A 23,924-nucleotide genomic window follows, 5' to 3' on the forward strand; every position below is an offset into this window, starting at 1 on the left:
CGGCAGGCGACTCTGGCGCCGGCGCTGGGACCGGGGTTCAGGCCGGGCCGAATTGCCGCTCGAACCGGCCCATGGCCTGCGGGTCCAGCCGCACCGTCAGGAGCATCCGCCCCTCCGGATCCGTGTCGCGCGCCGTGACCCGGCCGTGCTCGTAGAGCCAGGCGAGGGCCTCGCCCTGTGAGGGCTGAAGGATCAGTTCGGTTTCGGGGTCGTCGTCGATCAGGTCGGTGATGGCCTGACGCAGGGTCTCGATCCCCTCCCCGGTCCAGGCGGAGACGGCGACCGAGGCGTTGCCCGAGCGCGCGGCCTGGCCCTCGACCGCTTCGCGGGCCTCGGGGTCGAGGAGGTCGGTCTTGTTCCAGACCTCGAGGATGCGGCGGGGCTTGCCCTCAGGCTGTTCGATCTGTTTGAGGACCTCCTCGACATCCTTGGCCTGGGCGGCGCTGTCGGCCGAGGCGATGTCGCGGACGTGCAGGATCAGGTCGGCCTCGCCCACCTCTTCGAGGGTCGCGCGGAAGCTCTCGACCAGTTCGTGCGGCAGGTCGGAGATGAAGCCGACGGTGTCGGCGATGATGGCCGGGCGGCCCTGAGGCAGGCGGATGGTGCGCTGGGTCGTGTCCAGGGTGGCGAACAGCAGGTCCTTGGCCAGAACCTCGGACCCCGTCAGCCGGTTGAACAGGGTTGACTTGCCGGCGTTGGTGTAGCCGACCAGGGCGACGGCCGGGAACGGGGCCTTCTTGCGCTGTTTCCGGTGCAGGCCGCGCGTGCGGCGGACCTCCTCCAGCTCGCCCTTCAGCTTGACGATGCGGTCGGCGATCAGGCGGCGGTCGAGCTCGATCTGGGTTTCGCCGGGGCCGCCGGTCGAGCCGGTGCCGCCGCGCTGGCGCTCCAGGTGGGTCCAGGTGCGGACGAGGCGCGAACGCTCGTAGTCGAGCCGGGCCAGTTCGACCTGGAGACGGCCTTCCTTGGTGCGGGCGCGGCGACCGAAGATCTCCAGGATCAGGCCGGTGCGGTCGATGACCTTGCAGTCCCACTCCTTTTCCAGATTGCGCTGCTGGACCGGGGTCAGGTCGAAGTCGACGACGGCGGCCTCGGCCTCTGCGGCGCGGATCAGGGCGGCCAGTTCCTCGACCTTGCCGGCCCCGAACAGGGTCGCGGGCGTGGTCTTGCGCAGACGCACCACCTCCTCGGCGCGGACGTCGAGGTCCAGCGCGCGGGCGAGGCCGGCGGCCTCCTCCAGCCGTTCCTCGGCCGGACGCGAGGCGCGCTCGCCCAGGTCGGGATGGATGACGACCGCACGGATGAGCGGCACGGAATGGTCGATGAGCTTTGAGTTCAAGGGGTCTCTATCGGTTGAGGTCAGGCGCGGCGCGGACGGCGAACACCGTCCAATGCGTCCAGAGCGTACACTCCGTCCGGGTCGTTCGAACAGCCGAAAGCCGCTCGCCGCCGCTACATCCAGATGGGACGCGGGGCCCTGAAATCAAGCCGTTGAGGCCCGGTCTCAGTCCTCGTCGGCGTCGGGTTCGTACAGCTGCACGGGCGCCGACGGCATGATCGTCGAGATGGCGTGCTTGTAGACGAGCTGGGACTGGCCGTCGCGACGGAGCAGCACACAGAAGTTGTCGAACCAGGTCACGATGCCCTGAAGCTTGACGCCGTTGACGAGGAAGATGGTCAGCGGGGTCTTGGTCTTGCGGACGGAGTTGAGGAAGGTGTCCTGAAGGTTCTGACGCTTGTCTTGCGACATGGCAGGTTGGTCCTGTTCTTTCTTGGTTTTCACCGCGTCGGGGAGAGCGCGGGTCCGGATCGAACGCCCGGCCTGACCACCTTAGACGCTGGCGCTCTCGCGTCGCAACAGTCGCGGTAACCGATTTCCGCGCCTTGGAGTCGGGATCGCGCCTTGCCTGTTGCGATGGACGTCGTTCAATCGGCGATGGAACATGACCCGCAAGGGCGATTCGTCCGAACGGGAGAAGCTCGGATGACTGGTCGATCAATCGGAGTGGCGGCGGTTGGCGCGATCGTCCTGTTGATGACGGCCAGCGCGGGTCCCCGACCCGCAGCCCAGACCTCCGACGGGTCCAGCATTCCCCCGCCGCCAATGGCTGCATTGCCGACGGGAATGCTGCCCTTGCCTGTCCTGACGACGCGGGCGGAACTGCGCGACGGGGAACTGCTGCCGGTGTGCCTGTATCACGGCGCCCGCCCCTGGCCGCTGAAAGTGATCACGGCGAACTGTGGCAACGACGAAGATCACTGCACCGCAATGGTCGCCGTCCCTAGGGACACGCCTATGGCCTTCATCGAATATAACGCCGCCAATCCCGCAGTTTCGACCACCTCGGACGGGCGGTGCGAACGTCCGTATCGCCGGGCGCCGGCGGGCATCCTCGCCCCGAGGGCAGAAGGCTAGACTGAGTCCTGCTTGGCCTCTTCGAGGTAGCGGGCGCGCAGGCGGGTGGCGATCGGGCCGGGCTTGCCGTCGCCGATCCTGACGCCGTCGATCGAGACGGCGGGCATGACGAAGGCGCCGGCGGCGGTGAAGAAGGCTTCCTTCGCTTCCTTGGCCTCGTCGACGCTGAAGGGGCGTTCGTCGAGTTCGATCCCCTCCTCCTCGATCATCGCCATGATGGCGGTGCGGGTGATCCCTTTCAGGATATTGGCCTGGGTGTCGCGGGTCCGCAGCTTGCCCGACTTGTCGATGATCCAGGCGTTGGTCGAGGAGCCCTCGGTGACCAGACCCATCTCGTCGACCATCCAGGCCTCGTAGGCGCCCTTGTCACGGGCCGCCTGTTTGGCGAGGACGTTGGGCAGGAGGCCTACGGTCTTGATGTCGCAGCGGCCCCAACGGATGTCGGGATGGGTGACGACGGCGACGCCCTTGGCGGCCTGGGCGTCGGACTTGCGCGAGCTCAGGGATTTCGAGGTGACGATAACGCTGGGCGGGGTGCCGGGCGCGGGGAACGGGTGATCGCGACGGGCCGTACCGCGCGTGACCTGCAGATAGACGATCCCGTCGCGGACGCGGTTGCGGCGGATGGTCTCCTTCAGGACGCGGGTCAGGGCCTCGACCGACATCGGAATGTCGATGCGCAGTTCGTTCAGGCTGCGGTGAAGGCGGGTCATGTGGCCTTCGAAATCGGCCATCCGGCCGTCGAACACCGACCAGACCTCGTAGACGCCGTCGGCGAACTGGAAGCCGCGATCCTCGACGTGGATCGTCGCTTCCGAGTGGCGCTGGTAGACCCCGTTCACATAGGCGACCCGTGACATCAGTCGATGCTTCCTTCGTCTTCTTCCCCACCGCGCGAGGGCGACACGCCCAGCGACTTCAGCTTCCTGTGCAGGGCCGATCTCTCCATGCCGATGAAGGCGGCGGTGCGCGAGATGTTTCCGCCGAACCGCATAATCTGCGCCGCCAGATACTCGCGCTCGAACACCTCTCGGGCTTCGCGCAGAGGCAGGGCGATGGTGCGTTCGGCGCCCATGCCGCCCGAGTTGGTCGAGGCGACTTCCTGAGGCAGCATGTCGGCCGAGATCGGGTCGTTGAGGTCGCCGGTCGCGAGGATCAGCAACCGTTCGACGTTATTCCGCAGCTGACGAACGTTGCCCGGCCAGGGGTGGACCTGGAGCACGGCGATGGCGTCATCGCCCAGACGACGTCGGGGCAGGCCCTGGGACACGCTGAGCGTCTCGATGAAATATTCGACCAGTTCGCCGATGTCCTCGCGGCGCTCCGACAGCGGCGGGACGCGGATCGGCACGACGTTGAGGCGGTGGAACAGGTCCTCGCGGAAGCGGCCCTCGGTGATCTCGGTCTTCAGGTCGCGCGAAGTCGAGGTGACGACGCGGACGTCGACCTGGACGTCCTGTTCGCCGCCGACGCGACGGAAGCGCTGTTCGACGAGGACGCGAAGGATGCGGCTCTGGCTCTCGCGCGGCATGTCGCCGACGTCGTCGAGATAGAGTGTGCCGTTGTGGGCGCGTTCGAACACGCCGATCTTGCGCGGCCGGCCATCGTGGCCTTCCTCGCCGAACAGTTCGAGGTCGAGGCGTTCGGGAGTCATGCCGGCGGCCGAGATGGCGACGAATTCGCCTTTCGCCCGGGGACTCGCATCGTGGATCTGGCGCGCGACCAGCTCCTTGCCCGAGCCCGGAGGACCCGAGATCAGGACGCGGCTGTTGGCGGGGGCGACCTTGACGATGGTGGTGCGCAGAACCTGGGCCGCGGCCGAGCGGCCGATCAGTCCGGTGGGAGTCATGGCGACGGCGCGCAGGCGGCGGTTCTCGCGCTTCAGCTGGGCCGACTCGAGGGCGCGTTCGATGACGACGACCAGACGGTCGGACTTGAACGGCTTCTCGATGAAATCGTAGGCGCCGCGCTTCAGGGCGCTGACGGCCGTTTCGATATTGCCGTGGCCCGAGATCATGACGACGGGCAGGTCGGCGTCGAGCGTTTTGACCAGATCGAGCAGCTCCAGCCCGTCCATGCCGCCGCCCTGCATCCAGATGTCGAGGACGATCAGGCTGGGCTTGCGCGCGCGGATGCCGGCCAGGGCCTCCTCGGAGCTCGAGGCGACGCGGACCGAGTGGCCCTCGTCCTCCAGCAGGCCCGAGACCAGGTCGCGGATGTCGGCCTCGTCGTCGACGACCAGTATGTCTGCGCCAGTGGAACGCATATCGCCTCGCTATTCAGCCGCCGGGGCGTCGGCGCCGCGAGGCTCCGTTTCACGCCCGGCCTTGCCGGTGGGGTTGAGGGGAAAGATCAGGCAGATTTTGGCGCCGTGCAGGCTGTCGGCATCTGACAGTTTCAGCTCACCACCGTGGTCTTCGCAGATGCGCTTGACGATGGCGAGGCCGAGGCCCGTGCCCTTCTCGCGCGTGGTGACGTAGGGCTCGGTCAGGCGGTCGCGATCACGGACGGGCAGGCCCTTGCCGTCGTCCTCGATGATGAAGGTGGCGATGTCGTTCTCGATCTGCAGCCGGGCGATGATGGCGGTCCGGGCCTCTTCGGCGGGCGTGGCGAGACGGCGGGCGGCGACGGCCTCGCCGGCGTTCTTTAGGATGTTGGCCAGGGCCTGACCGACCATGCGGCCATCCGCCTTCATCTTGGCCTTGGGCAGGGGTTCGACCAGGTCGACCGGCAGGTCGGGCGCCGCGACGCGCTGGGCGAAGACGGCCTCGCGCAGCAGTTCGGCCGGGTTCTCGTTGGTGAAGCGCGGGGCCGGCATGCGGGCGAAGGACGAGAACTCGTCGACCATCCTGCCGATGTCGCCGACCTGGCGGATGATGGTGTCGGTGCATCGGTCGAAGATCTCGACGTCGTCCTTGATGCCGGGCCGGAATTTGCGTTTCAGACGCTCGGCCGAGAGCTGGATCGGGGTCAGGGGATTCTTGATCTCGTGGGCGATCCGGCGGGCGACGTCGCGCCAGGCGGCGTTGCGCTGGGCCGTGACCAGGCGGGTGATGTCGTCGAAGGTCAGCACCATCTCGCCGCCGACCCCGCCCTCGATGCGCACGCGCAGACGCCGGGTCTCGCCCTCGCGGGCGACGTCGATGTCTTCCTCGATATGGGCCTCGACGCGACGGACCAGATCGCCGAGCTCCGGCGCAATATCGGCCAGGGCCTTGCCGCGCACTTCAACCTCCGAGATGGAGAGCAGCTGCAAGGCGCTGTCATTGATGGCGGAAATCCGCCCGCGCCTGTCCAGACCGATGACGCCTGCGCTGACGCCGGACAGGACGGTCTCGATGAAGCGGCTGCGATCCTGGGCCTCGTCGCTGGCGGTCTTCAGCGCGGCCTGCTGGGCCTGGAGGTCGCCGGTCATCCGGTTGAAGGCGTGCGACAGGGTGGAGATTTCGCCGGGTGCGCCGTCGGGTTCGACCCGGGCGCTGAGATCGCCGGCCGCGACCTGATCCGCCGCCATCACCAGACGACCGATAGGGGCGGATATGGCGCTGGCCGCCGACATGCCGAGCCAGACAGCCCCGACCAGGACCAGCAGGGCCGTCTCGAGATAGCTGAGGGCGAAGGCCGCCTGGATGCGGGCCCGGCTCTCCTCGGCGACGCGGTAGCCCTGAATCGATTCCTCTCCGTTGCGCATCCGCGCGACGAGTCCGGGTGCGAGCGGGCGCACGACGTAGAGATAGGCGTCGCCGTAGTCCGGCAGCGGATAGAGGGCGCGGATCGTGTCCGGATGCTCGGTGACCGCGAGCGGAACGTCCTGACCCTCGGCCGCGGTCTCGAACGCCTCGCGCGGCGGTGCGACATAGGCGGGGGCGTCCGGCAGATCGCTCTGCGCCAAAACCTCGCCCTGGCCGTCGAGGATGTAGACAGCGGGATAGCCGAAGAAATCGGCGATCTGGGTCAGGGCGCTGGAGAACTGGATCCGGTTGTCGAAGGCGCCGCGCACCCCGCCCAGTTCGTTGGCCATCGTGCCCAAGTCGCGCTCCAGCCCGCCGTTCACGTCGGCGACATAGGCCCTGCCGATGGAGGCGCCGTTGTTGACGGCCGACCGGACGTTCTGGCTGAACCACTGGTCCACGCCGCGATTGACCAGAAGACCGAAGACCAGGGCGATCAGGACCGCAGGGACGACCGCGACGAGGGAGAACAGGGCGACGAACCGCAAATGCAACCGCGCGCCCGGATCCTCGCGCCGCCGCTGGGACAGGCGCATGACCCGCGCGCCGATGATGGTCGCGAGACCCACGATCAGGATGAGATTGGCCAGAAGGATGAACAGGACCGCGCGGCTGGCGGTCGATCGGGCGTCGTCGCCCGCGCCGGCGCCGGGAGCCACGGCCACCAGCCAGATGGCCGCGCCGGTGATCAGGAAGGCGATGACATAGGCGGCGCCGAAGGCGGCCCGCGCCCGACCGGCCGCGAGACGTCCCCAGAAGGAAGGGTCGCCTTCTGTGGCCGGAAGCGTGGCGGGCGTGTCCGTCATGTCCCGGAAGCTTCAACCACCTGTGGCGAAACTTCAACAGCAGAGTTGCTGAAATACAGCGAAGGTGCGGGCAAATCCCACAAATCCGCGAGAGCGTCGGCCACCAGAATCGGATCGTCGAGGCGGCACAACCGGCTCTTAGCGGCGCGGCGCTCGTCCGGATCGGCGGGCCAAGGCGCCTGTTCGACGTACCAGCCGAGGTGTTTCCGGAACATGCGCAGGCCCAGCTGGGCCCCGTAGAAGTCGCAGGAGGCCGTCATGTGCGCGACGACGATGTCGAACCGTTCCCGGCGGTCGGGCTCAACGAGGACCGTACCGTCGCGCAGGGCGCGGTCGAGGTGGGCCGCCAGCCAGGGACGGCCATAGACGCCGCGGCCAAGCATCAGGGCGTCGGCGCCGGACTGGTCCAGCGCCTCCCTCGCCTGTTCGGCGGTGATGATGTCGCCGTTGACGATGACCGGAATGGAGACGGCCGCCTTGGCCGCGCCGACGGCGTCCCAGTCGGCATTGCCGGTGTAGAACTGCTGGCGGGTACGGCCGTGGACGGTCACGGCCTTGATGCCGAGGTCCTCGGCGCGTTTGGCCAGTTCCGGCGCGTTCTTCGTGTCATCGTCCCAGCCGAGGCGCATCTTGACGGTGACGGGGCGCGAGGTCGCGGCCACCGCCGCGGCCATGATCCGTCCCGCGAGGTCGGGCGTGCGCATCAGGGCCGAACCCGAAGCGGAACCGGTCACCTCCTTGGCCGGGCAGCCGAAGTTCAGGTCGATGATGTCGGCGCCCGCGGCCTCCGCCATGCGCGCGCCCTGGGCCATCGCGGAGGGATCGCGACCGACCAGCTGGATCACGGTCAGAGGCAGGCCGTCCCCGACGGCGGCGCGGCGGACCACGTCGGGTCGGGCGCGGGCCAGCTCTGCGGCGGCCACCATCTCGGTCGCGACATAGGCGGCGCCCAGGCGGCTGGCGAGCAGACGGAACGGCAGGTCCGTGATGCCCGTCATGGGCGCCATCAGAACCCGGCCGGGAATGGCGACGTCGCCGATCTGAATCCCTGTGCTCATCCGTCCGTCAACACGCGAAGCCTGGCCCCTCGTCAACCGTGAACCCGGCGCTTAGAAGGCGGACATGAGTTTTGCAGCGATCGTAGTGGCGGCCGGTTCGGGCTCCCGGGCCGGGGGCGACAAGCAGTGGCGGCCGCTGGGCGGCAAGCCCGTGGTGCGCTGGTCGGTCGAGGCGCTGCTGAAGGCGGGGGCCGAGGAGGTCGTCGTGGTGGTCTCCGCCGACGGGTTCGAGCGCGCGGCGGACGCGTTGGCCGGACTGGAGAAATGGCGGGCCGTGGCGGGCGGCGTCGAGCGGGCGGATTCGGTGCGCGCCGGGCTTGAGGGGTTGACGGGGGCGGCGGACCGGCCGGTGCTGGTGCACGACGCGGCGCGTCCGCTGCTCTCCGCCGACATGGTCCGCCGGCTGCTGGAGGCCCTGCCCGGGGCGGACGGGGCCATCGCCGCCCTGCCCGTCTCCGACACATTGAAGCGTGGGACGGACAGCATCGAGGGGACCGTGGAGCGGAACGGCCTGTGGCGCGCACAGACGCCCCAGGCGTTCCGCGCCGACCGGTTGATCGCCGCCTACGCGGCCTGGCCCGAAGGCTCGGCGGCCACCGACGATGCGGCCGTGGTCGAGCATGACGGCGGGACCGTTCGCCTCGTCCAGGGCGATCCGCGACTGATGAAACTGACCTATCCCGAGGATTTCGCCATGGCCGAGGCCTTGATCGCAAAGCAGACGCGCGTCGGTCAGGGATTCGACGCCCACCGCTGGGGGCCGGGAGACAGCGTGTGGCTGTGCGGGGTCGAGATCCCGCACAGCCAGACCCTGATCGGTCATTCGGATGCCGACGCCGGGCTGCACGCGCTGACCGACGCGGTCCTGGGCGCCATGGGCGACGGGGACATCGGCGACCACTTCCCGCCGACCGATCCGAAGTGGAAGGGCGCGGCCTCGGACCAGTTCCTGATCCATGCGGTCGAGCGGCTGGCGGCGCGTGGCGGTCGGCTGGTCAATGTCGATGTGACCCTGATCTGCGAGCGTCCCAAGGTGAAGCCGCACCGTCAGGCCATGCGGGAGCGGCTCGCGGAAATCCTGCACCTCCCGCTCGACGCCGTCTCCGTGAAGGCGACGACGATGGAGAAGATGGGCTTCACCGGGCGCGAGGAAGGCCTGGCCGCCTCCGCCATCGCGACGATCGAATTGCCTGCCTGATCAGAGGGCTGGCGTCACTGCCTGAAGTGACGCCAGAGGGAGCCGAACAGGTTCACATAGTCGTCGGTCCACGGGCGGACGTCCGTCGGCGCCAGGGTGCGCCACTGACGCTGCTCGCGGAACTCGGCCAGCCCCGCCGCGGTCGGCGACAGGATCAGGGCCTCGGTCGAGGCCTCGGCCATGTCGGGGGCCAGGGGTGATTCCTGATAGAGCTGGTGCAGGCTGGCCGCGCCCAGACGCTGGGCCGCCGCCGCCGCCGGCAGGGTGATGTCGAGGTTGCGGTTGGACAGGTGGAGGATTACCACCCCGTCCGGCTTCAGCAGCTTCAGATAGCCCTCGATGGCCTCGACCGTCAGCAGGTGGGTCGGAACCGAGTCGGACGAGAAGGCGTCGATCAGCAAGAGGTCGTAGGTGCCTGGAGCCTCGCGCGCCATCGTCAGACGGGCGTCGCCGAGGACCGTCTCGATCGGCCCGTCTGCGCAGTCGGAGATGAAGGTGAACAAGTGGGGATCGCGCGACAGCCGGTCCACCATCGGATCGATCTCGAAGAACTTCATCTCGTCGGCGGCGCGCTTGTAGCCGGCCATGGCGCCGGACCCCTGCCCCACCACGCCGATCTTCAGGGCCGGGCGGCGAAGCTGCAGCATCTGGGTCGTCTGACCGATCGGGCTGGCCGGGGCGTAGTAGAGGGTCGGCATGCAGGCGAAGGACGGGTTGCGCGGCTGGGCGCCGTGCAGGGTCGTGCCGTGCATCAGGATGTTGACCTGGCCGCCCAGACGCGGGTCCTGGGTCACGCCGATCTTCATCACACCGAAGAAGCTGCGGTCGGTGAAGGCGGCGTCATAGCCGCGCGCGATATAGGCCGTCGAAAGCGCGATCAGGCCGGCGATCACGACGAAGGCCGGGGTCCGGTCCCTGAGCAGGAAGCCGGCGAGAATCGGCCCCAGCATGATGAACTGGGTCAGGCCCGGCATGTTGTCCGAGACGTTGTTGTTGAACCACCAGGCGAAACCCCAGTCGGCCTGGAACACCGCCGAAAGCAACGGCGGCAGGCCGGTGGCGAGGACCGCGCCGACGAACAGATAGACTTCCCAGTTTCTGATCGGCGCCTTGTTCAGGGGGCGGGCCAGACCGGCCAGGACCAGGACCAGCGGGTACTCCCAGACGCCGTCGAACAGGACCGGCGCGAGAAGCGCGGTGAAGGCGCCGCCGACGACACCGCCCAGCGACATCAGCAGATAGAACTCCGTCAGCCGGTCCGGCGGGGGACGCCGCGCCGCCAGCCTCTGGTGGCACATCAGGGCCAGCAGGAAGAAGGCGCCCAGATGGAGCCCGAACATCAGGATCCAGTCCCCGGTGCGGAAGGCCGTGAAGGCGATGCAGGCGAGGCTGACGGCCGCCGCGATGACCAGGGTGATCGGCAGCGGGATCCACGGTTTGTCCTGGAAGGCGATGACGAAGGTCAGCAGATACAGGGCCAGGGGAATGACCCAGAGGAAGGGCGCCGAGGCAACGTCGGTGGCCAGGTGGGCGGTGACGCCCAGCATCAGGCTGGACGGGGCCGCGGCCAGAAGGACGAGGATGACCTTCTCGCGCCACGGAATCGGCGGGCTGACCTTGAGGCTGGCGACCGGCGCGTCGCCGATCTGGCCACGTCGCCAGGCGACGAAGGCGAGGGCCACGATCATCAGCATGAAGGCCGCATAGCCCCCGCTCCAGGTCGCGCGCTGGCCCGACAGGCTCATCAGCGGCTCGATCAGCAGCGGATAGGCGAGAAGCGCGAGGAAGCTGCCGAGGTTGGAGGCGGCGTAGAGGACATAGGGATTCTGGCCGTCGGCGTGGCCGGCGCGGACGCGGGCGTACCAGGCCTGGAGCAATGGCGCGGTCGCCGACAGGACGGCGAACGGGGCGCCGACGGAAAGCGCCAGGGTGGCCAGCAGCCAGCCGATGGGAGCGTTCGGATCCGGATCGCCGAGGACGCCGCTGATCTTCAGCGGCAGGAACAGGGCGGCGAGCAGCAGCAGGACCAGATGGACGGCCATCTGGGTCCGCATCGAGCCGATGCGTTGCAGCCCGTGGGCGTAGGCGTAACCGGCCAGCAGCGCCGTCTGGAAGAAGACCATGGCCGTGTTCCAGACCGAGGGCGAGCCTCCCAGCATGGGCAGGACCAGCTTGGTCACCATCGGCTGGACGACGAAGACCAGGGCCGCCGAGGTGAAGATGGCCACGGCGAACAGGATCGGCGTCACGCGGTCGCCATCCCCAGTCGAAGGCGAGGCGTCTTCCGGCAGGGCTGCGTCGGTCATGGGGTCCCCGGTCTGGCGCGCGTGCAATCGACAGACGGGCGCGCTAGGGCGAGCCTAGACTGACTCGCGCACGGATCGGAAAGACGCATGTTCCCGGACGATATCCAGCGACTGGCGGCCTCGGTGATCGCCGCCGCCTCGACGCGCGGGTGGACCGTGGCGACTGCGGAGAGCTGCACCGGCGGGCTGGTGGCGGGGGCTCTGACGGCGGTGGCAGGCTCGTCGGCCGTCGTCGACCGGGGCTTCGTCACCTACAGCAATGCGGCCAAGTCCGAGATGCTGGGCGTTCCGGCCGAGACCGTGGAGGCGCACGGCGCCGTGTCGGAGCCGGTGGCGCGCGCAATGGCGGGCGGCGCACGGGTGACGGCAGGCGTGGACCTGGCCGTGTCGATCACGGGAATAGCCGGGCCGGGCGGAGGATCGGCGGAGAAGCCGGTCGGTCTGGTGCATTTCGCTTGCGCGGGTCCCGAGGGCCTCGAGCACGCGGCCCGGCGGTTCGGCGATATCGGCCGCGAACAGGTGCGGCTGGAGAGCGTCCGGGTCGCGCTTGGTCTGCTGCTGGCGGCGTGCGAGGCGGCGTGAGCGAGATCGTCGTCGATGCGCGAGGCCATCGCTGTCCAGTTCCGAGCCTGCGTCTGAGGAAGGCGGCCGAGGGGCTGGAGGGGCGGCGTCTGGTTTTGCTGGCGACCGATCCGATGGCGCGGATCGACGTGCCCTATCTGATGCAGGGCCTGGGCGGGCGGGTCGTGTCGGTCGAGGAAGCCGACGGCGTCCTGACCCTTACCGTCGAGACGCGCGCCGCTCCGACAGATTGACGACGGAGGGGCTGTCCTGTGGCGCGATGTCCGGCGCGCCTCTGGAGCGGTCGGCGATCTCCATCTCGGTGGCGAAGGCGCCGCCGTAAAAGATGGCGTTGACGTTCCAAGACAGCCAGATCAGCAGGACCACGACCGCGCCGACCGAGCCGTAGGTCGCGCCGAGCTGGGCGATCTGCTCGACATAGATGGCGCAAAGCCAGGACGAGAGCATCGACAGGATGGTCGCAACCGACCCGCCGACGATCGACGGGAACCAGGCCACCGGATCGCGGTGCGACATGGCGTAGCGGTAGAGCAGCGTCAGTCCCAGACCGAGCCCGGCCGCCGGCAGCAGGCCGTTGAACGGCAGGCCGCCTTGGGAAACCGCGGGGCCGGCGTGCTCGAGCAGGCGGGCGGTGACCACGGCGCCCGAGACGATGGTGAACAGGGCGAAGGCGACCACGGCCACGACGAAGGCCAGGAAGTTGAATTTGAAGAAGCCGTGCGGCTCCGTCTCGTCATGAATGAGGTTCAGACCGGCCAGCAAGGCCTTGAATCCCCGATGCGCGGCATAGGCGCCCACGATCAGGGCGAAGGCGCTCTGGGTCGAGACGGCGCGCGCCGAGGCGTTCGACAGCCGTTCGATCTCGGCGCGGAAGATGGCGCGGGCGGCGTGAGGCATGACGTCGGCCAAGGCCGCCGCCTGCTCGCTGACCTGCGCGATCGAGAGCACGGCCTTGTAGAAGCCGATCAGGATGGCGATCGCCGGGAAGACCGCCAGCAGGGCGAAGAACGACACCCCGCCCGTGTAGAGCATGACGTCCCGGCCCCAGCTGCGGGCAAACGCCCGCCCCGATAGCCGCACCCAGAATCCGGGCGACGTCATTTCTTTCGTGTGTCCGCTCAAGCCGGTTCCCGCCGTAGCCCAATGGAAGACTCTAGCGGAAAACGCCCGATTTGGAAGCGGCGGCCCTTCGTCGTTTTCCCCCGTCGCGGGCATCTGGCCCGTTGCGCCGCACCGGGGCGCATCGGTATGGTCCGCGCGCTTCGTGCAGGAGCCGCGGCCGTCCGGTCGCGCAGGGGGAGTCATCGATTTTGGGTTCGGATCCACGCGTTCTGGTCGTCGCCGAGACGGATGAGCGGATCGGCGCCCTTTGCCGGGGGCTGGATTCACTGGGCTGGCGCACGATGACGGCCCGATCGGGCGCGGGAGCCGTGGCGGCCCTGACCGACTTCAAGCTGGAAGCCGCCGTCCTCGACGCCGACCATCCCGAAATATCGGCCCTGCCGGAGGCGCTCAGACTCGCCGCCGGCGCGCGTCGTCTGCCGATCATCGCCCTCGGGCCCAGGGCGGCCGAACTTTCGGGGGCGAGATTCGACCTGACGATGGCCGAGCCCCCTCACCCGGCCCAGGCCGCCCTGCGCATCGAACAGCTGGTCCGCGCCGCCATCGCCGAGGAGGAGTTTCGCCTGCGTCAGGCGACATTCTCCCTCCACGGCGCGATGCTGGACCCCGGCCTGCCGGACGACAGCCCGGTGCGAATCCTGATCGCCGGGGCGCCGGATCATCGGTTCATCGCCCTGTCGAACACCCTGACGGCCGCCGGGGCCGAGGTGGTTGCGGCGCCGACGCCCTACACAGCCTTCGACTATCTGCACGAAAGCGCCTTCGACGCCGCGGTCCTGTGGGGCGCGCCCGACCATGCGCCGGCTCTGTCCATCGCCTCGGGCATGAAGCGGAACACGCGCCTCTATCATATCCCGCTGGCCCTCTATTTGCGGTCCGAAGGCGAGATCAATCTCAGCGAACTCTACAACCGGGGCTTCTCGGAAGTGGCGGCCGCCGATACGCCGGAGCCCGAGGCCGCCGCGCGCGTCCTGGACCTGGCGAAGACCCATCGTCGCCATCTGGCCATCCGCAAGGCGCTGGAAGGCGCGCGCGGCGCGGGGATCATGGATCCGTCGACGGGCCTGTTCACCCGGCACCTGTTCGCCAGCCATCTGGGCCGGGTCGCGGAGGCGGCCTCGGCGCGGCGTCGCCCGCTGTCGGTATGCGTGCTCCGGGTGTCGGACAGCGACAGCCTGACCCGCGCGCGCCAGGGCGGCTGGCTGGATCGCGCCATGCCCCAGATCGGGGCGATGGTGTCGCGTCTGGTCCGGGTCGAGGATACCGCCGCCCGCCTCTCTCCCGAGGTCTTCGCCCTCGCCCTGCCCGCCACACCGGGACCGCAGGCGCGACTGGCGGTGGAGCGGATCGCGGCGGTCATCGGCTGCACGGCCTTCGACGCCGGTCCCGACCGGACGCCCTTCGTGGTCGAGTTCAGCGTCGGAGTGGCCGAACTGATGCCGGGCGAAGGCGCCGCCGCCGTGCTGGAACGCGCCTCGGCCGACATGCTGGCCGAGCTCGCCTGACCGGATAGACAGAGCCATCGGGACGCGCATAGTCGGGCCCGGGGATCAAAACGGGAGTTCGCCATGGCCGGTCGCGTCGGCGCGCATATGACGATTTCGCTGGACGGCTTCGGGGCCGGTCCGGATCAGACGCTGGAGACGCCGCTTGGCGTGGGCGGCCAGAACCTGCATCGCTGGATGTTCCTGGACGGCGAGAACAACGCCGGGGAGATGAAGGCGATCTGCGACTATTCGGCCTTCATCATGGGCCGCAACATGTTCGGCCCGATCCGGGGCGAATGGACCGGCGACTGGCGCGGCTGGTGGGACGAGAATCCGCCCTATCACGCGCCGGTCTATGTGCTGACCCACTATCCGCGCGAGCCGCTGGTCATGGAGGGCGGCACGACGTTTCACTTCATCACCGACGGACCGGACGCGGCCCTGGCGGCGGCGCGGTCGACGGTCGGGGACGGATCGATCGCGATCGCCGGAGGCGTCTCGACGACGCGGCACTATCTGAACGCCGGGGTGATCGACGACCTGCATCTGCAGATGGCGCCGATCGTTCTCGGCGCAGGCGAGCGGCTGTGGGACGGGCTGACGGCGGAGCTGGAGCCCGTGTCCGCGCGGGCGACCCGTTTCGCCACCCACCTGCACTATCGGGTGAAGCGCTAGCCTCGGGGTCAGAGCCGGCGGTGCATGATGTGGAGATCGACGAAGCCCTTCGTCGGATGATCGAACGCTTCCGGCACCGTGCCGACGATGTCGAAGCCCAGCGACTTCCACAGCGCGACGGCCACCGTATTGGTCTCGACGACGGCGTTGAACTGCATGGCGCGGAAGCCGGCTGAGCGGGCCTGATCCAGCGCAGCCTCGCATAGCAGCCGCCCGACGCCCCGGCCCCGCGCGGCAGGCCCGACCATGAAGCTGGCGTTCGCGACGTGGGAGCCGCCCCCCATCTGGTTCGGCGTGACCCTGGCGCTGCCCAGCACCTGATCGTCGTCGACCGCCACGAGGGTGATGCCCGGCGCGGTCTGCATCCAGATCGCCCGGCGCTGGGTCTGCGTCAGGTCCCGGGGGTAGGTGTAGGTCTCCCCTGCCCGCACCACGACCTCGACGATGGGCCAGATGGCCGGCCAGTCGGCGTCTGTCGCGGACCGGACCGTGACCTCGTTCAAGCCCCGGCGACCCGCGCCAGATCGGTCGTAATCCGTTCGGCGACCTTCAGGCGATCCTCGGGCGTGGGCCAGTCGCCCTTCACGACGATCTTCTGATCCGGGCGGATTTTCCAGAAGGCGTGGTTCTTCTGGATCAGGCCAACCAGCCCCATGGGGTTCGGGAAGGTGTTGTCGCGCAGGGTCAGGACGCAGCCCTTGGGCCCGATATCGATCCGCTCGATACAGGCCGTCTTGCAACTGGCCTTGATGCCGACAATGCGGAGCAGCTGCTTCGCCTCGTCCGGCAGCGGACCGAACCGATCGATCAGTTCGGCGGCCAGAGCCTCGCGCGTCTCGGTGTTCTCGGCGTCGGACAGGCGGCGGTAGAGGCTGAGACGAACGTTGAGGTCTGAGACATAATCCTCTGGAATCAATACGGCTGCGCCGACGTTGATGGCCGGAGACCAGCCGCGATCGACGACGCCACCCTCGCCGTTCTGGCGCAGTTCTGCGACCGCGTCCTCGAGCATCTGCTGGTACAGTTCGACGCCGACCTCGCGGATATGGCCCGACTGTTCGTCGCCCAGCAGATTGCCGCCGCCGCGCTGATCCAGGTCGTGGGAGGCGAGCTGGAAGCCGGCGCCCAGATTGTCGAGCGACTGCAACACCTGCAGCCTACGCTCGGCCGACAGGGTCATCGGCCGCTTCGGATCAGTGGTCAGGTAGGCGAAGGCTCGGGCCTTGGAGCGGCCGATACGGCCGCGGATCTGGTGCAACTGGGCCAGGCCGAACATGTCGGCGCGGTGCACGATCAGGGTGTTGGCGGTCGGAATGTCGATGCCGCTTTCGACGATCGTGGTCGAGACCAGCACGTCATAGGAGCCGTCGTAGAAGGCGCTCATCACGTCTTCCAGCTGGGTCGGCGACATCTGGCCGTGGCCGACGACGAACTTGATCTCGGGCACCTGGACGCGGAGGAACTCCTCGATGCCGGGCAGGTCCGACAGGCGCGGGCAGACGTAGAAGGCCTGGCCGCCGCGATATTTCTCCCGCAACAGGGCCTCGCGGACCATGACCGGGTCCCAAGGGGCGACATAGGTCCGCACGGCCAGGCGATCGACCGGCGGGGTGGCGATGATCGACATCTCGCGGATGCCGGACAGGGCCATCTGAAGCGTGCGCGGGATCGGCGTGGCGGTCAGGGTCAGCAGGTGAACGTCGGCGCGGAGGCTCTTTAGCTTCTCCTTGTGCTTGACGCCGAAGTGCTGCTCCTCGTCGACGATGACGAGGCCCAGGTCCTTGAAGCCGACCTGTTCGGCAAGGACCGCGTGGGTGCCGACGACGATCTCGAAGCTGCCGTCCTTGAGGCCCGCGCGCGTCTCGGCGGCGTCCTTGGCGGTGACCATGCGGGACAGGTGGCGGACCTTGATCGGCCAGCCGGCGAACCGTTCGGAGAAGGTCTTGAAGTGCTGGCGGGCCAGAAGCGTCGTCGGGCAGACGATGGCGACCTGTTGCCCCGACATGGCGACGACGAAGGCCGCGCGGATGGCGACCTCGGTCTTGCCGAAACCGACGTCGCCGCAGATCAGCCGGTCCATCGGCACGCCCTTGCCGAGATCCTCCAGCACGTCGCCGATGGCGTTGAGCTGGTCGTCCGTCTCCTCGTAGGGGAAGCGGGCGCAGAACTCGTCGAACAGGCCGGCCGGCGGGGTGACCGCCTCCCCGACCCGCAGGGCGCGCTTGGCGGCGAGTGCGATAAGACCCTCAGCCATGTCCCGCAGACGGGCCTTGGCCTTGGTCTTGCGGCCCTGCCACGCCGCGCCGCCCAAGCGGTCGAGCTGGACGCCGTCAGATTCGGAGCCGTAGCGCGTCAGAAGATCAATGTTTTCAACCGGCAGATAGAGTTTGCTGTCGCCGGCGTAAAGGAGCTCGAGGCAGTCGTGCGGCGCCTCCTGGATATCCAGCGTCTTCAGCCCCTCGTAGCGGCCGATGCCGTGATCGAGGTGGACGACGAGGTCGCCGGTCGTCAGGGCCGAGGCCTCGGCGAGGAAGTTGGACGCACGGCGCTTGCGCTTCGGCCGCGCCAGACGGTCGCCGAGAATGTCGGTCTCGGAGATGACGGCGAGGTCGCCCGTCGTGAAACCGTGCTCAACCGGCAGGACGGCGCGCAGATAGAGGTCCTTCGACGCCTTCTGGACGTCGGCCCAGTCGCGCACGGCGACGACATGCTCGAGTCCGTGGTCGGCCAGCATGACGCCGAGCCGGTCGGACGAGCCCTCGCTCCAGGAGGCGAACAGGACGCGCTTGCCCTGGGCCTTCAGTTTCGCAGCGTGATCGGCGACGGCCTCGAACAGGTTGACGCTGTCCTGGGCCCGCTCGGCCCCGAAGGTCCGGCCCAGATTGCCGCCCGCGTCTTCGTCGGCCGCGTAGAACGGCGACAGACGACGCACGGCGCGGCCCGCGAGCGCGGAGTTCCAGTCGGCGTCGGGCAGGTAGAGGCGATCCGGCGGCAGGGCGCGGTTGGCGGCGCCGCCTTTGGCCTTCGACGCCTCCTGCCGGGCCTCATAGGCATCGCGGGTCAGGTTCCAGCGCTCAGCCCGCGCGGTCTCCGCCTGATGATCCAGGAACAGTGAGGCGTCGTCCGGCAGATAGTCGAACAGGGTCTCCAGCCGGTCGTAGAGCAGCGGGATCCAGTGCTCCATCCCCTGACGCCGGGCGCCTTCGCTGATGGTCGCATAGAGGGGATCGTCGCCGGGCGCGCCGAACAGGTTCAGGTATCCGGTGCGGAAGCGGCTGATGGTCTCGGCATCCAGCAGGGCCTCGGACACGGGCGACAGGGACACCGCCTTGCGCTGGCCGGTCGAACGCTGGGTCGCCGGGTCGAAGGTGCGGATCGATTCCAGCTCCGACCCGAACATGTCGAGACGGACCGGTTCTTCGAACCCCGGCGGGAAGACGTCGATGACCCCGCCCCGAATGGCGTATTCGCCGCGCTCGTTGACGGTCGAGGCGCGCATGTAGCCGTTGGTGGTGAAGTAGGTCTCGAGCGCGGCCGTATCGAGGTCGCGACCGACGCGCGCCTCGAAACTGGCGGCGAAGGTCGCCTCGCGCGGCGGGGTTCGCTGCATCGCCGCCGCGACGGTCGTGACAACCAGCATGGGATTGCGATCGTCGAGGCCGCGCTTGGCAAGGGCCGTCAGCGCGGCCATTCGCTCGGCAGAGACGCCGGACGTCGGGCTGAGCCTGTCATACGGCAGGCAGTCCCAGGCCGGAAACTCAACGACCTCAATGTCCTTGGCGAAAAAGCTGAGCGCCTGAACGAACGATGTCGAGCGCGAGAAGTCGCGGGCTACGAAGACGCCGACGCCGCCCGTCGCTCGCAGACGATCCGCGACGATGAGCGCATCCAGCCCCTCCGGCGCGCCGCCCAGTTCGTGGTCGGTCCTTTTGATCTGAGCGTCCATCAGCCGGCTCCATCGGCGACGGCGGCGGCGACATGGGCGCGCATGAAGGTTCGGAGTTTGGTCATCAGCATGGTGTCGTGTTCAGGCGGCGTCGGCTTGGTCTCGATGATCCAGGCGTAGAGTTCGTGATCGTCGTCCTCGGCCAACAGGGCCTCCAGCTGGTCGAGGTCGGTGTCGCTCAGGGTCGCGCCCTCGCGTTCCATGAAGGGGCCGAGCACGAGGTCCGCCTCTCGGAAGCCGCGCCGCCACGCCCGGAAGGTGATCCGGCCCAGCCGCTGCTGGTGAAGTTCGGCACACGCATCGTTATCGGCCACAAGAATCCTTGCCCGGTCCAGTCATTCAACAGTGGCTTCCAGATAGCGTTCCGCTTCCCGTTTCGCCAGCGGCGCGGCGCCGTCTAATGTCAGCATCGATGCGGCCCCAGATTCTCTTTCCCCTGTTCGCGGAGGTCACCAGCCTGAAGGGGGTGGGGGCCAAGGTCGAACCGCTGATCAAAAAGCTGGCCGGGCCGCTGGTGCGCGATGTGCTGTTCCTGGCGCCGGCCGGGGTGATCACGCGGCGGCGGACAAACGCAGCCGATGCGGTCGACGGTGAGGTCGGGATCTTCGACGTCATTGTCGACCGGATGATCGCACCGGGGAGGCCGGGCGTGCCATTGAAGGTGCGGGCGTCCGACGAGACGGGCTTCGTCCACCTGATCTGGTTCGGCGGCAGTCCGCAACATATCGACCGGCAGTTGCCCCAGGGCGAGCGACGGCTGGTGTCCGGCAAGGTCGAGCGGTTCAACGGCGAGGTGCAGATCGTGCACCCCGACTGGATCGTGGCGCTGGACAAGGGCGAGGACATTCCGGCCGTGGAGCCCGTGTATCCAGCGACGGCGGGCCTGACGTCGAGGGTGGTGCGCAAGCTGGCGCTGGGCGCCCTGGCGTCCGCACCGGAGTTGGACGAGTGGCAGGACGCGGCCTGGCTGGCGAAGCAGCGCTGGCCCGGCTGGCATGCGGCGATCGAGGCCCTTCATGCGCCAACGGGCGAGGCCGACCTTGCGCCGGACGCCGCGCCGCGTCAGCGTCTGGCCTATGACGAGCTGTTCGCGCACCAACTGGCGCTGGCGAGGCGGAAACGGGCGCGGCAGATCACGCCCTCGCCGATCATCGCGCCGGGTGAGGTGTCGGATGCCCTGCTGACCGCCCTGCCCTTCAACCTGACGGGTGCGCAGGCTCAGGCCTTGGCTGAGATCCGACGCGACCTAGCCTCGGGCGAACAGATGGGGCGGCTGCTTCAGGGCGACGTCGGCTCGGGCAAGACAGCGGTGGCGGCGCTCGCCCTGGCCGATGCGGCGAGCGCGGGCTTCCAGTCCGCCCTGATGGCGCCCACGGAAATCCTGGCGCGCCAGCACTACCAGAGGCTCGCGCCGATGCTCGAGGCGGCGGGTGCGCCGACGATCCTGCTGACCGGACGCGACACGCCGGCCGAAAGGCGCGACCGGCTGGCGGCTCTGGCGTCGAGCGAGGCCAAGGTTGCGATCGGCACCCACGCCCTGTTCCAGGATGCCGTCCGGTTCGACCGGCTGGCCCTGGCCGTCATCGACGAACAGCACAGGTTCGGGGTCAACGAGCGCGCGCGGCTGCAGGCCAAGGGCGATCCGCGCATCGGCGGGGTTCACCTGCTGACCATGTCCGCGACGCCGATCCCCCGCACGCTCGAGCTGACCCAGTACGGAGAACTGGAGGTCAGCCGGCTGATGGAGAAGCCGCCCGGACGCACGCCGATCTCCACCGCCGTCCTGCCCCTCGCCCGCATCGGCGAGGTGGCCCAGAGGCTGAAGGCGGCGGTCGAAAGCGGTGCGCAGGCCTACTGGATCTGCCCTCTGGTGGCGGAATCCGAGGCGAGCGATCTGGCGGCGGCCGAGGAGCGGGCTCGCGATCTGCGACGTATCCTGAATGTCGAGGTCGGGCTCGCGCACGGGCAGATGCCTGGCGCAGAGCGGGAGGCCGTGATGGCCGATTTCGCCGACGGACGGATTTCGGTTCTGGTGGCGACGACGGTCGTCGAGGTCGGCGTCGATGTGCCCAACGCCACGATCATGGTCATCGAGCACGCCGACCGGTTCGGCCTCGCCCAGTTGCACCAGTTGCGCGGCCGGGTCGGGCGCGGGGCAAAGTCGAGCGCCTGCATCCTGCTGTACGGCGGTCAGGATGGAGGACTGGGGGATACGGCCAGGGAGCGGCTGGAGACTTTGAGGCGAAGCGAAGACGGGTTCGAGATCGCGGAGGAGGACTTCCGACTGCGGGGCGGCGGCGACCCTCTGGGGCTCAGGCAGAGCGGCTTCCCGGCCTATCGGTTCGCCGACCCGATCCGGCACCGGTCGCTGCTGCTGGCGGCGGCCGACGATGCGCGGCTGGCTCTGGGGCGAGACCCCGATCTGACCAGTCCGCGCGGCGAGGCGATCAAGGTGCTCGAAGCCCTGTTCGACTGGAAGACCGACCGGGCGGGTCTCGACTAGGGGGTGTTGGAGGCCGCCCAGACATTCAGACGACGCTCAACATCGGCCTCAATATCGGCATAGAACAGATTGTACTGGCGCGCTTTTCTGCGGTCAGCCCAGTTACCCACCTCCTTGAACGACTCCGTCGTCAGCTCGGTGTGACGCAGGATGCCGTCCTGGCATCGGGTCGCCACGGCTCGGTCGATGAAGGCGGGGCGAACCCCCCATTCGAGCCCGGTAGCGTTGGCCGCGCCATGATGCAGGCGGGCCGGAACCCCGGTATCGCCCGTGGCGCCGCTGACCGGATTGACGCAAAGCGCCGTCCGACCGTTCAGGTCGACCAGTCGGCCTGCGTCGTCCCAGACCAGGGCGCGGCGAAGGCGGCGGCGTGCGGCGCCCTCGTTCTGGTCTCCGACCTGGGACCAGCCGACGACACAGCCGACGCTGGTCGCCGTGCTGCAGGCGGGGAAGGCGGGCGCGAGACTGTCAGCGGCGACGATGACGTCGATCAGATAGACGGCGACGACCCTGCGCCGCAGAGCCGGGTCACCCGCCACACGTTCGCGCACCAGCCTGTCGATCAGTTCACCGCCCTGTTCCACCCCGGCCAGAACCAGCGGCCCGCCCGGGTGGGCCTGCAGCCAGGTGTCGAAGGCGGCCAGGGCGTCGCCATAGGCGAAGGCGCGGGCGTCGCGGGCGTCGTCGCGCAGGGTCAGGCGGGTGTAAAGGGAGGCCTGACGATAGCGCGGCAGGCTGATCGCCCCCGCCTTGGCGAAGGGTCCCGCGTAGTTCGGGATCACGACCCGTTCCAGATAGGCGTCGGCCTCCGGGTCGCCGATCGGCCCGTTCCAGTCCTTGCCGCCGTCGAAGGTGGTCGAATGCAGGAAGAAGATCGCGGCTGGTCCCGAGGTCGGCGCCCGCATCTCGCGCATCGCCCAGGCGCTGGTCTGGCTGTAGTCAGGCGCGGGCGGCGGCTCGTAGGTCTGAAACGGAACCTGGGGGTCGAGCCCCGCCTTCAGGATATCGCCGCGCCAGACCGCAACGGCGGCCGCGATCAGAAACACCAGGGCGAACCCGAGCCAGCCCACCCCCTGCCAGAAGGTCAGCCGCGGCAATCTCACCGATAGGGATCCGGTTGCGACAGGAAGGACTGGACGTAACGACGCACGCCCTCTTCCAGCGGTGTCGCCTGGCCGCCAAAGCCCAGGGCGCGGACGCGGTCCATCTTCGCCTCGGTAAAGTACTGATACCGGTCGCGGATGACCTCGGGCATGTCGATATAGGCGACCGCAGGCTCCTTGCCGGCGGCGGCGAAGGTCGCGTTGGCGAGATCGAGGAAGGACCGGGCCTGACCCGATCCGGCGTTGAAGATGCCGCTGACCTCGGGAGTGCACAGCAGCCAGTCGATGATATCGACCACGTCGTCGACGAAGACGAAGTCGCGCAGCTGGCCGCCGTCGGCGTAGTCGGGATGATGGGAGCGGAACAGGCTGACGGTCTCGCCGGCCGTGACCCTGGGCCAGATCTGGGCGATGACCGACTTCATCCCGCCCTTGTGGTCCTCATTGGGGCCGTAGACGTTGAAGAACTTCAGGCCGGCCCACTGGCGCGGGGCGTGATCGCGAGACGCTTCGCGCACGGCATACTGATCGAACAGTTTCTTCGAATATCCATAGGCGTTCAGGGGCTGAAGCTTCGAGATCGAGGCGAGATCGTCGGCGTCCTCGAACCCGGCCTCGCCGTCGCCGTATGTGGCGGCCGATGAGGCGTAGATCATCCGCGCGTCGTTCAGGGCGCACCAGTCCCAGATGTCGCGCGACAGGCTGAAGTTGGTGCGGAGGATCAGGTCGGCGTCCTGCTCCGTCGTCGAAGAGATGGCGCCCATGTGGACGACGGCGCTGACCCGCCCGGCATGGCGTTCGAGCTGCAGGAACAGCTCCTCCGGCTGCCAGAAGTCGGCGATGGCCGACTTGGCGATGTTGCGCCACTTGCCGAGATTGGCGTCCTCCAGCCTGTCGCAGACGACGACATCCCAGCGATCCTCCGAGCACAGGCGCGAGACGATGTTGGAGCCGATGAAGCCGGCGCCGCCGGTGACCACGATCATGCGGC

General features: G+C 68.6%; 20 protein-coding genes. 7 read left to right on the top strand and 13 right to left on the bottom strand.

Translation table 11 applies throughout. From position 1 onward, the window contains the following. Positions 1-37: 37 nt before the first annotated feature. Together hflX and hfq are read right to left on the bottom strand one after the other, a co-directional pair. A complete protein-coding gene (gene hflX / locus ACQY68_RS09720; RefSeq protein ID WP_428149177.1) occupies positions 38-1,339 on the bottom strand; it encodes a GTPase HflX in 1,302 nt (433 codons plus the stop codon). 165 nt (positions 1,340-1,504) lie between these two features. Further along, on the bottom strand, positions 1,505-1,750 hold the full coding sequence (gene hfq, locus ACQY68_RS09725) for an RNA chaperone Hfq (protein WP_131249128.1): 246 nt from the start codon (positions 1,748-1,750) through the stop codon (positions 1,505-1,507). Positions 1,751-1,984: 234 nt separating this feature from the next. Between hfq and ACQY68_RS09730 the strand changes: the two genes are divergently transcribed. Then, a complete protein-coding gene (locus ACQY68_RS09730) occupies positions 1,985-2,416 on the top strand; it encodes a hypothetical protein (RefSeq protein WP_428149178.1) in 432 nt (143 codons plus the stop codon). Here ACQY68_RS09730 and ACQY68_RS09735 read toward each other — a convergent pair. Genes ACQY68_RS09735 through dusB form a run of 4 tightly spaced genes read right to left on the bottom strand, consistent with a single transcriptional unit; the run spans position 2,413 to position 8,011 of the window. Further along, positions 2,413-3,276: a D-amino-acid transaminase gene (locus ACQY68_RS09735; RefSeq protein ID WP_428149180.1), complete on the bottom strand. Its 864-nt coding sequence runs from the start codon at positions 3,274-3,276 to the stop codon at positions 2,413-2,415. The genes ACQY68_RS09730 and ACQY68_RS09735 overlap by 4 nt on opposite strands. Then, a complete protein-coding gene (locus ACQY68_RS09740; protein ID WP_428149182.1) occupies positions 3,276-4,682 on the bottom strand; it encodes a sigma-54-dependent transcriptional regulator in 1,407 nt (468 codons plus the stop codon). The genes ACQY68_RS09735 and ACQY68_RS09740 overlap by 1 nt, the downstream gene beginning before the upstream one ends. A 9-nt stretch (positions 4,683-4,691) precedes the next feature. After that, a complete protein-coding gene (locus ACQY68_RS09745; RefSeq protein ID WP_428149183.1) occupies positions 4,692-6,953 on the bottom strand; it encodes an ATP-binding protein in 2,262 nt (753 codons plus the stop codon). Further along, positions 6,950-8,011: a tRNA dihydrouridine synthase DusB gene (dusB, locus tag ACQY68_RS09750; RefSeq protein WP_428149185.1), complete on the bottom strand. Its 1,062-nt coding sequence runs from the start codon at positions 8,009-8,011 to the stop codon at positions 6,950-6,952. The genes ACQY68_RS09745 and dusB overlap by 4 nt, the downstream gene beginning before the upstream one ends. A 64-nt stretch (positions 8,012-8,075) precedes the next feature. Here dusB and ACQY68_RS09755 point away from each other — a divergent pair, with 64 nt between their 5' ends. After that, positions 8,076-9,209 (top strand): bifunctional 2-C-methyl-D-erythritol 4-phosphate cytidylyltransferase/2-C-methyl-D-erythritol 2,4-cyclodiphosphate synthase, encoded by a 1,134-nt coding sequence (locus tag ACQY68_RS09755; protein WP_428149187.1) that lies wholly within the window; start codon positions 8,076-8,078, stop codon positions 9,207-9,209. Between the two features lie 14 nt (positions 9,210-9,223). Here ACQY68_RS09755 and ACQY68_RS09760 read toward each other — a convergent pair whose 3' ends face one another. Then, the gene (locus ACQY68_RS09760) at positions 9,224-11,515 is read right to left on the bottom strand and encodes a fused MFS/spermidine synthase (protein WP_428149188.1); all 2,292 of its coding nucleotides are present in this window, start codon (positions 11,513-11,515) and stop codon (positions 9,224-9,226) included. Positions 11,516-11,602: 87 nt separating this feature from the next. On the opposite strand from ACQY68_RS09760, the gene ACQY68_RS09765 reads away from it, so the two are divergent. Both ACQY68_RS09765 and ACQY68_RS09770 read left to right on the top strand, forming a co-directional pair. Further along, positions 11,603-12,097 (top strand): CinA family protein, encoded by a 495-nt coding sequence (locus ACQY68_RS09765; protein ID WP_428149190.1) that lies wholly within the window; start codon positions 11,603-11,605, stop codon positions 12,095-12,097. Then, positions 12,094-12,330 (top strand): sulfurtransferase TusA family protein, encoded by a 237-nt coding sequence (locus ACQY68_RS09770; protein WP_428149191.1) that lies wholly within the window; start codon positions 12,094-12,096, stop codon positions 12,328-12,330. The genes ACQY68_RS09765 and ACQY68_RS09770 overlap by 4 nt, the downstream gene beginning before the upstream one ends. Here ACQY68_RS09770 and ACQY68_RS09775 read toward each other — a convergent pair. Further along, positions 12,296-13,198, bottom strand: coding sequence for a YihY/virulence factor BrkB family protein (locus ACQY68_RS09775; protein ID WP_428149192.1), 903 nt, complete (start codon positions 13,196-13,198; stop codon positions 12,296-12,298). The two genes, ACQY68_RS09770 and ACQY68_RS09775, sit on opposite strands and share 35 nt — an antisense overlap. Positions 13,199-13,407: 209 nt before the next feature. On the opposite strand from ACQY68_RS09775, the gene ACQY68_RS09780 reads away from it, so the two are divergent. Together ACQY68_RS09780 and ACQY68_RS09785 are read left to right on the top strand one after the other, a co-directional pair. After that, on the top strand, positions 13,408-14,724 hold the full coding sequence (locus ACQY68_RS09780; RefSeq protein ID WP_428149193.1) for a diguanylate cyclase domain-containing protein: 1,317 nt from the start codon (positions 13,408-13,410) through the stop codon (positions 14,722-14,724). 63 nt (positions 14,725-14,787) lie between these two features. After that, positions 14,788-15,381: a dihydrofolate reductase family protein gene (locus ACQY68_RS09785; RefSeq protein WP_428149194.1), complete on the top strand. Its 594-nt coding sequence runs from the start codon at positions 14,788-14,790 to the stop codon at positions 15,379-15,381. Positions 15,382-15,389: 8 nt separating this feature from the next. Here the strand turns inward: ACQY68_RS09785 and ACQY68_RS09790 are convergent, their stop codons facing one another. From ACQY68_RS09790 to ACQY68_RS09800, 3 genes are read right to left on the bottom strand one after another with little or no spacing between them, the layout of a single operon-like run. Beyond that, positions 15,390-15,884 (bottom strand): N-acetyltransferase family protein, encoded by a 495-nt coding sequence (locus tag ACQY68_RS09790; RefSeq protein ID WP_428149196.1) that lies wholly within the window; start codon positions 15,882-15,884, stop codon positions 15,390-15,392. Continuing rightward, entirely contained in the window at positions 15,881-19,327 is a 3,447-nt protein-coding gene (mfd, locus tag ACQY68_RS09795) for a transcription-repair coupling factor (RefSeq protein WP_428149198.1), read from the bottom strand. Before mfd ends, ACQY68_RS09790 begins: the two co-directional genes overlap by 4 nt. After that, a complete protein-coding gene (locus tag ACQY68_RS09800) occupies positions 19,327-19,641 on the bottom strand; it encodes a succinate dehydrogenase assembly factor 2 (RefSeq protein ID WP_428149199.1) in 315 nt (104 codons plus the stop codon). Before ACQY68_RS09800 ends, mfd begins: the two co-directional genes overlap by 1 nt. A 98-nt stretch (positions 19,642-19,739) precedes the next feature. On the opposite strand from ACQY68_RS09800, the gene recG reads away from it, so the two are divergent. Further along, on the top strand, positions 19,740-21,830 hold the full coding sequence (recG, locus tag ACQY68_RS09805) for an ATP-dependent DNA helicase RecG (RefSeq protein ID WP_428149200.1): 2,091 nt from the start codon (positions 19,740-19,742) through the stop codon (positions 21,828-21,830). Here the strand turns inward: recG and ACQY68_RS09810 are convergent. Both ACQY68_RS09810 and rfaD read right to left on the bottom strand, forming a co-directional pair. Next, a complete protein-coding gene (locus tag ACQY68_RS09810; RefSeq protein ID WP_428149201.1) occupies positions 21,827-22,933 on the bottom strand; it encodes a DUF3089 domain-containing protein in 1,107 nt (368 codons plus the stop codon). The two genes, recG and ACQY68_RS09810, sit on opposite strands and share 4 nt — an antisense overlap. Then, positions 22,930-23,919, bottom strand: a complete 990-nt coding sequence (rfaD, locus tag ACQY68_RS09815) for an ADP-glyceromanno-heptose 6-epimerase (protein ID WP_428152631.1) — start codon at positions 23,917-23,919, stop codon at positions 22,930-22,932. Before rfaD ends, ACQY68_RS09810 begins: the two co-directional genes overlap by 4 nt. Positions 23,920-23,924 lie beyond the last annotated feature (5 nt).

The organism is Brevundimonas sp. (assembly GCF_965278935.1).
Classification (GTDB): domain Bacteria; phylum Pseudomonadota; class Alphaproteobacteria; order Caulobacterales; family Caulobacteraceae; genus Brevundimonas.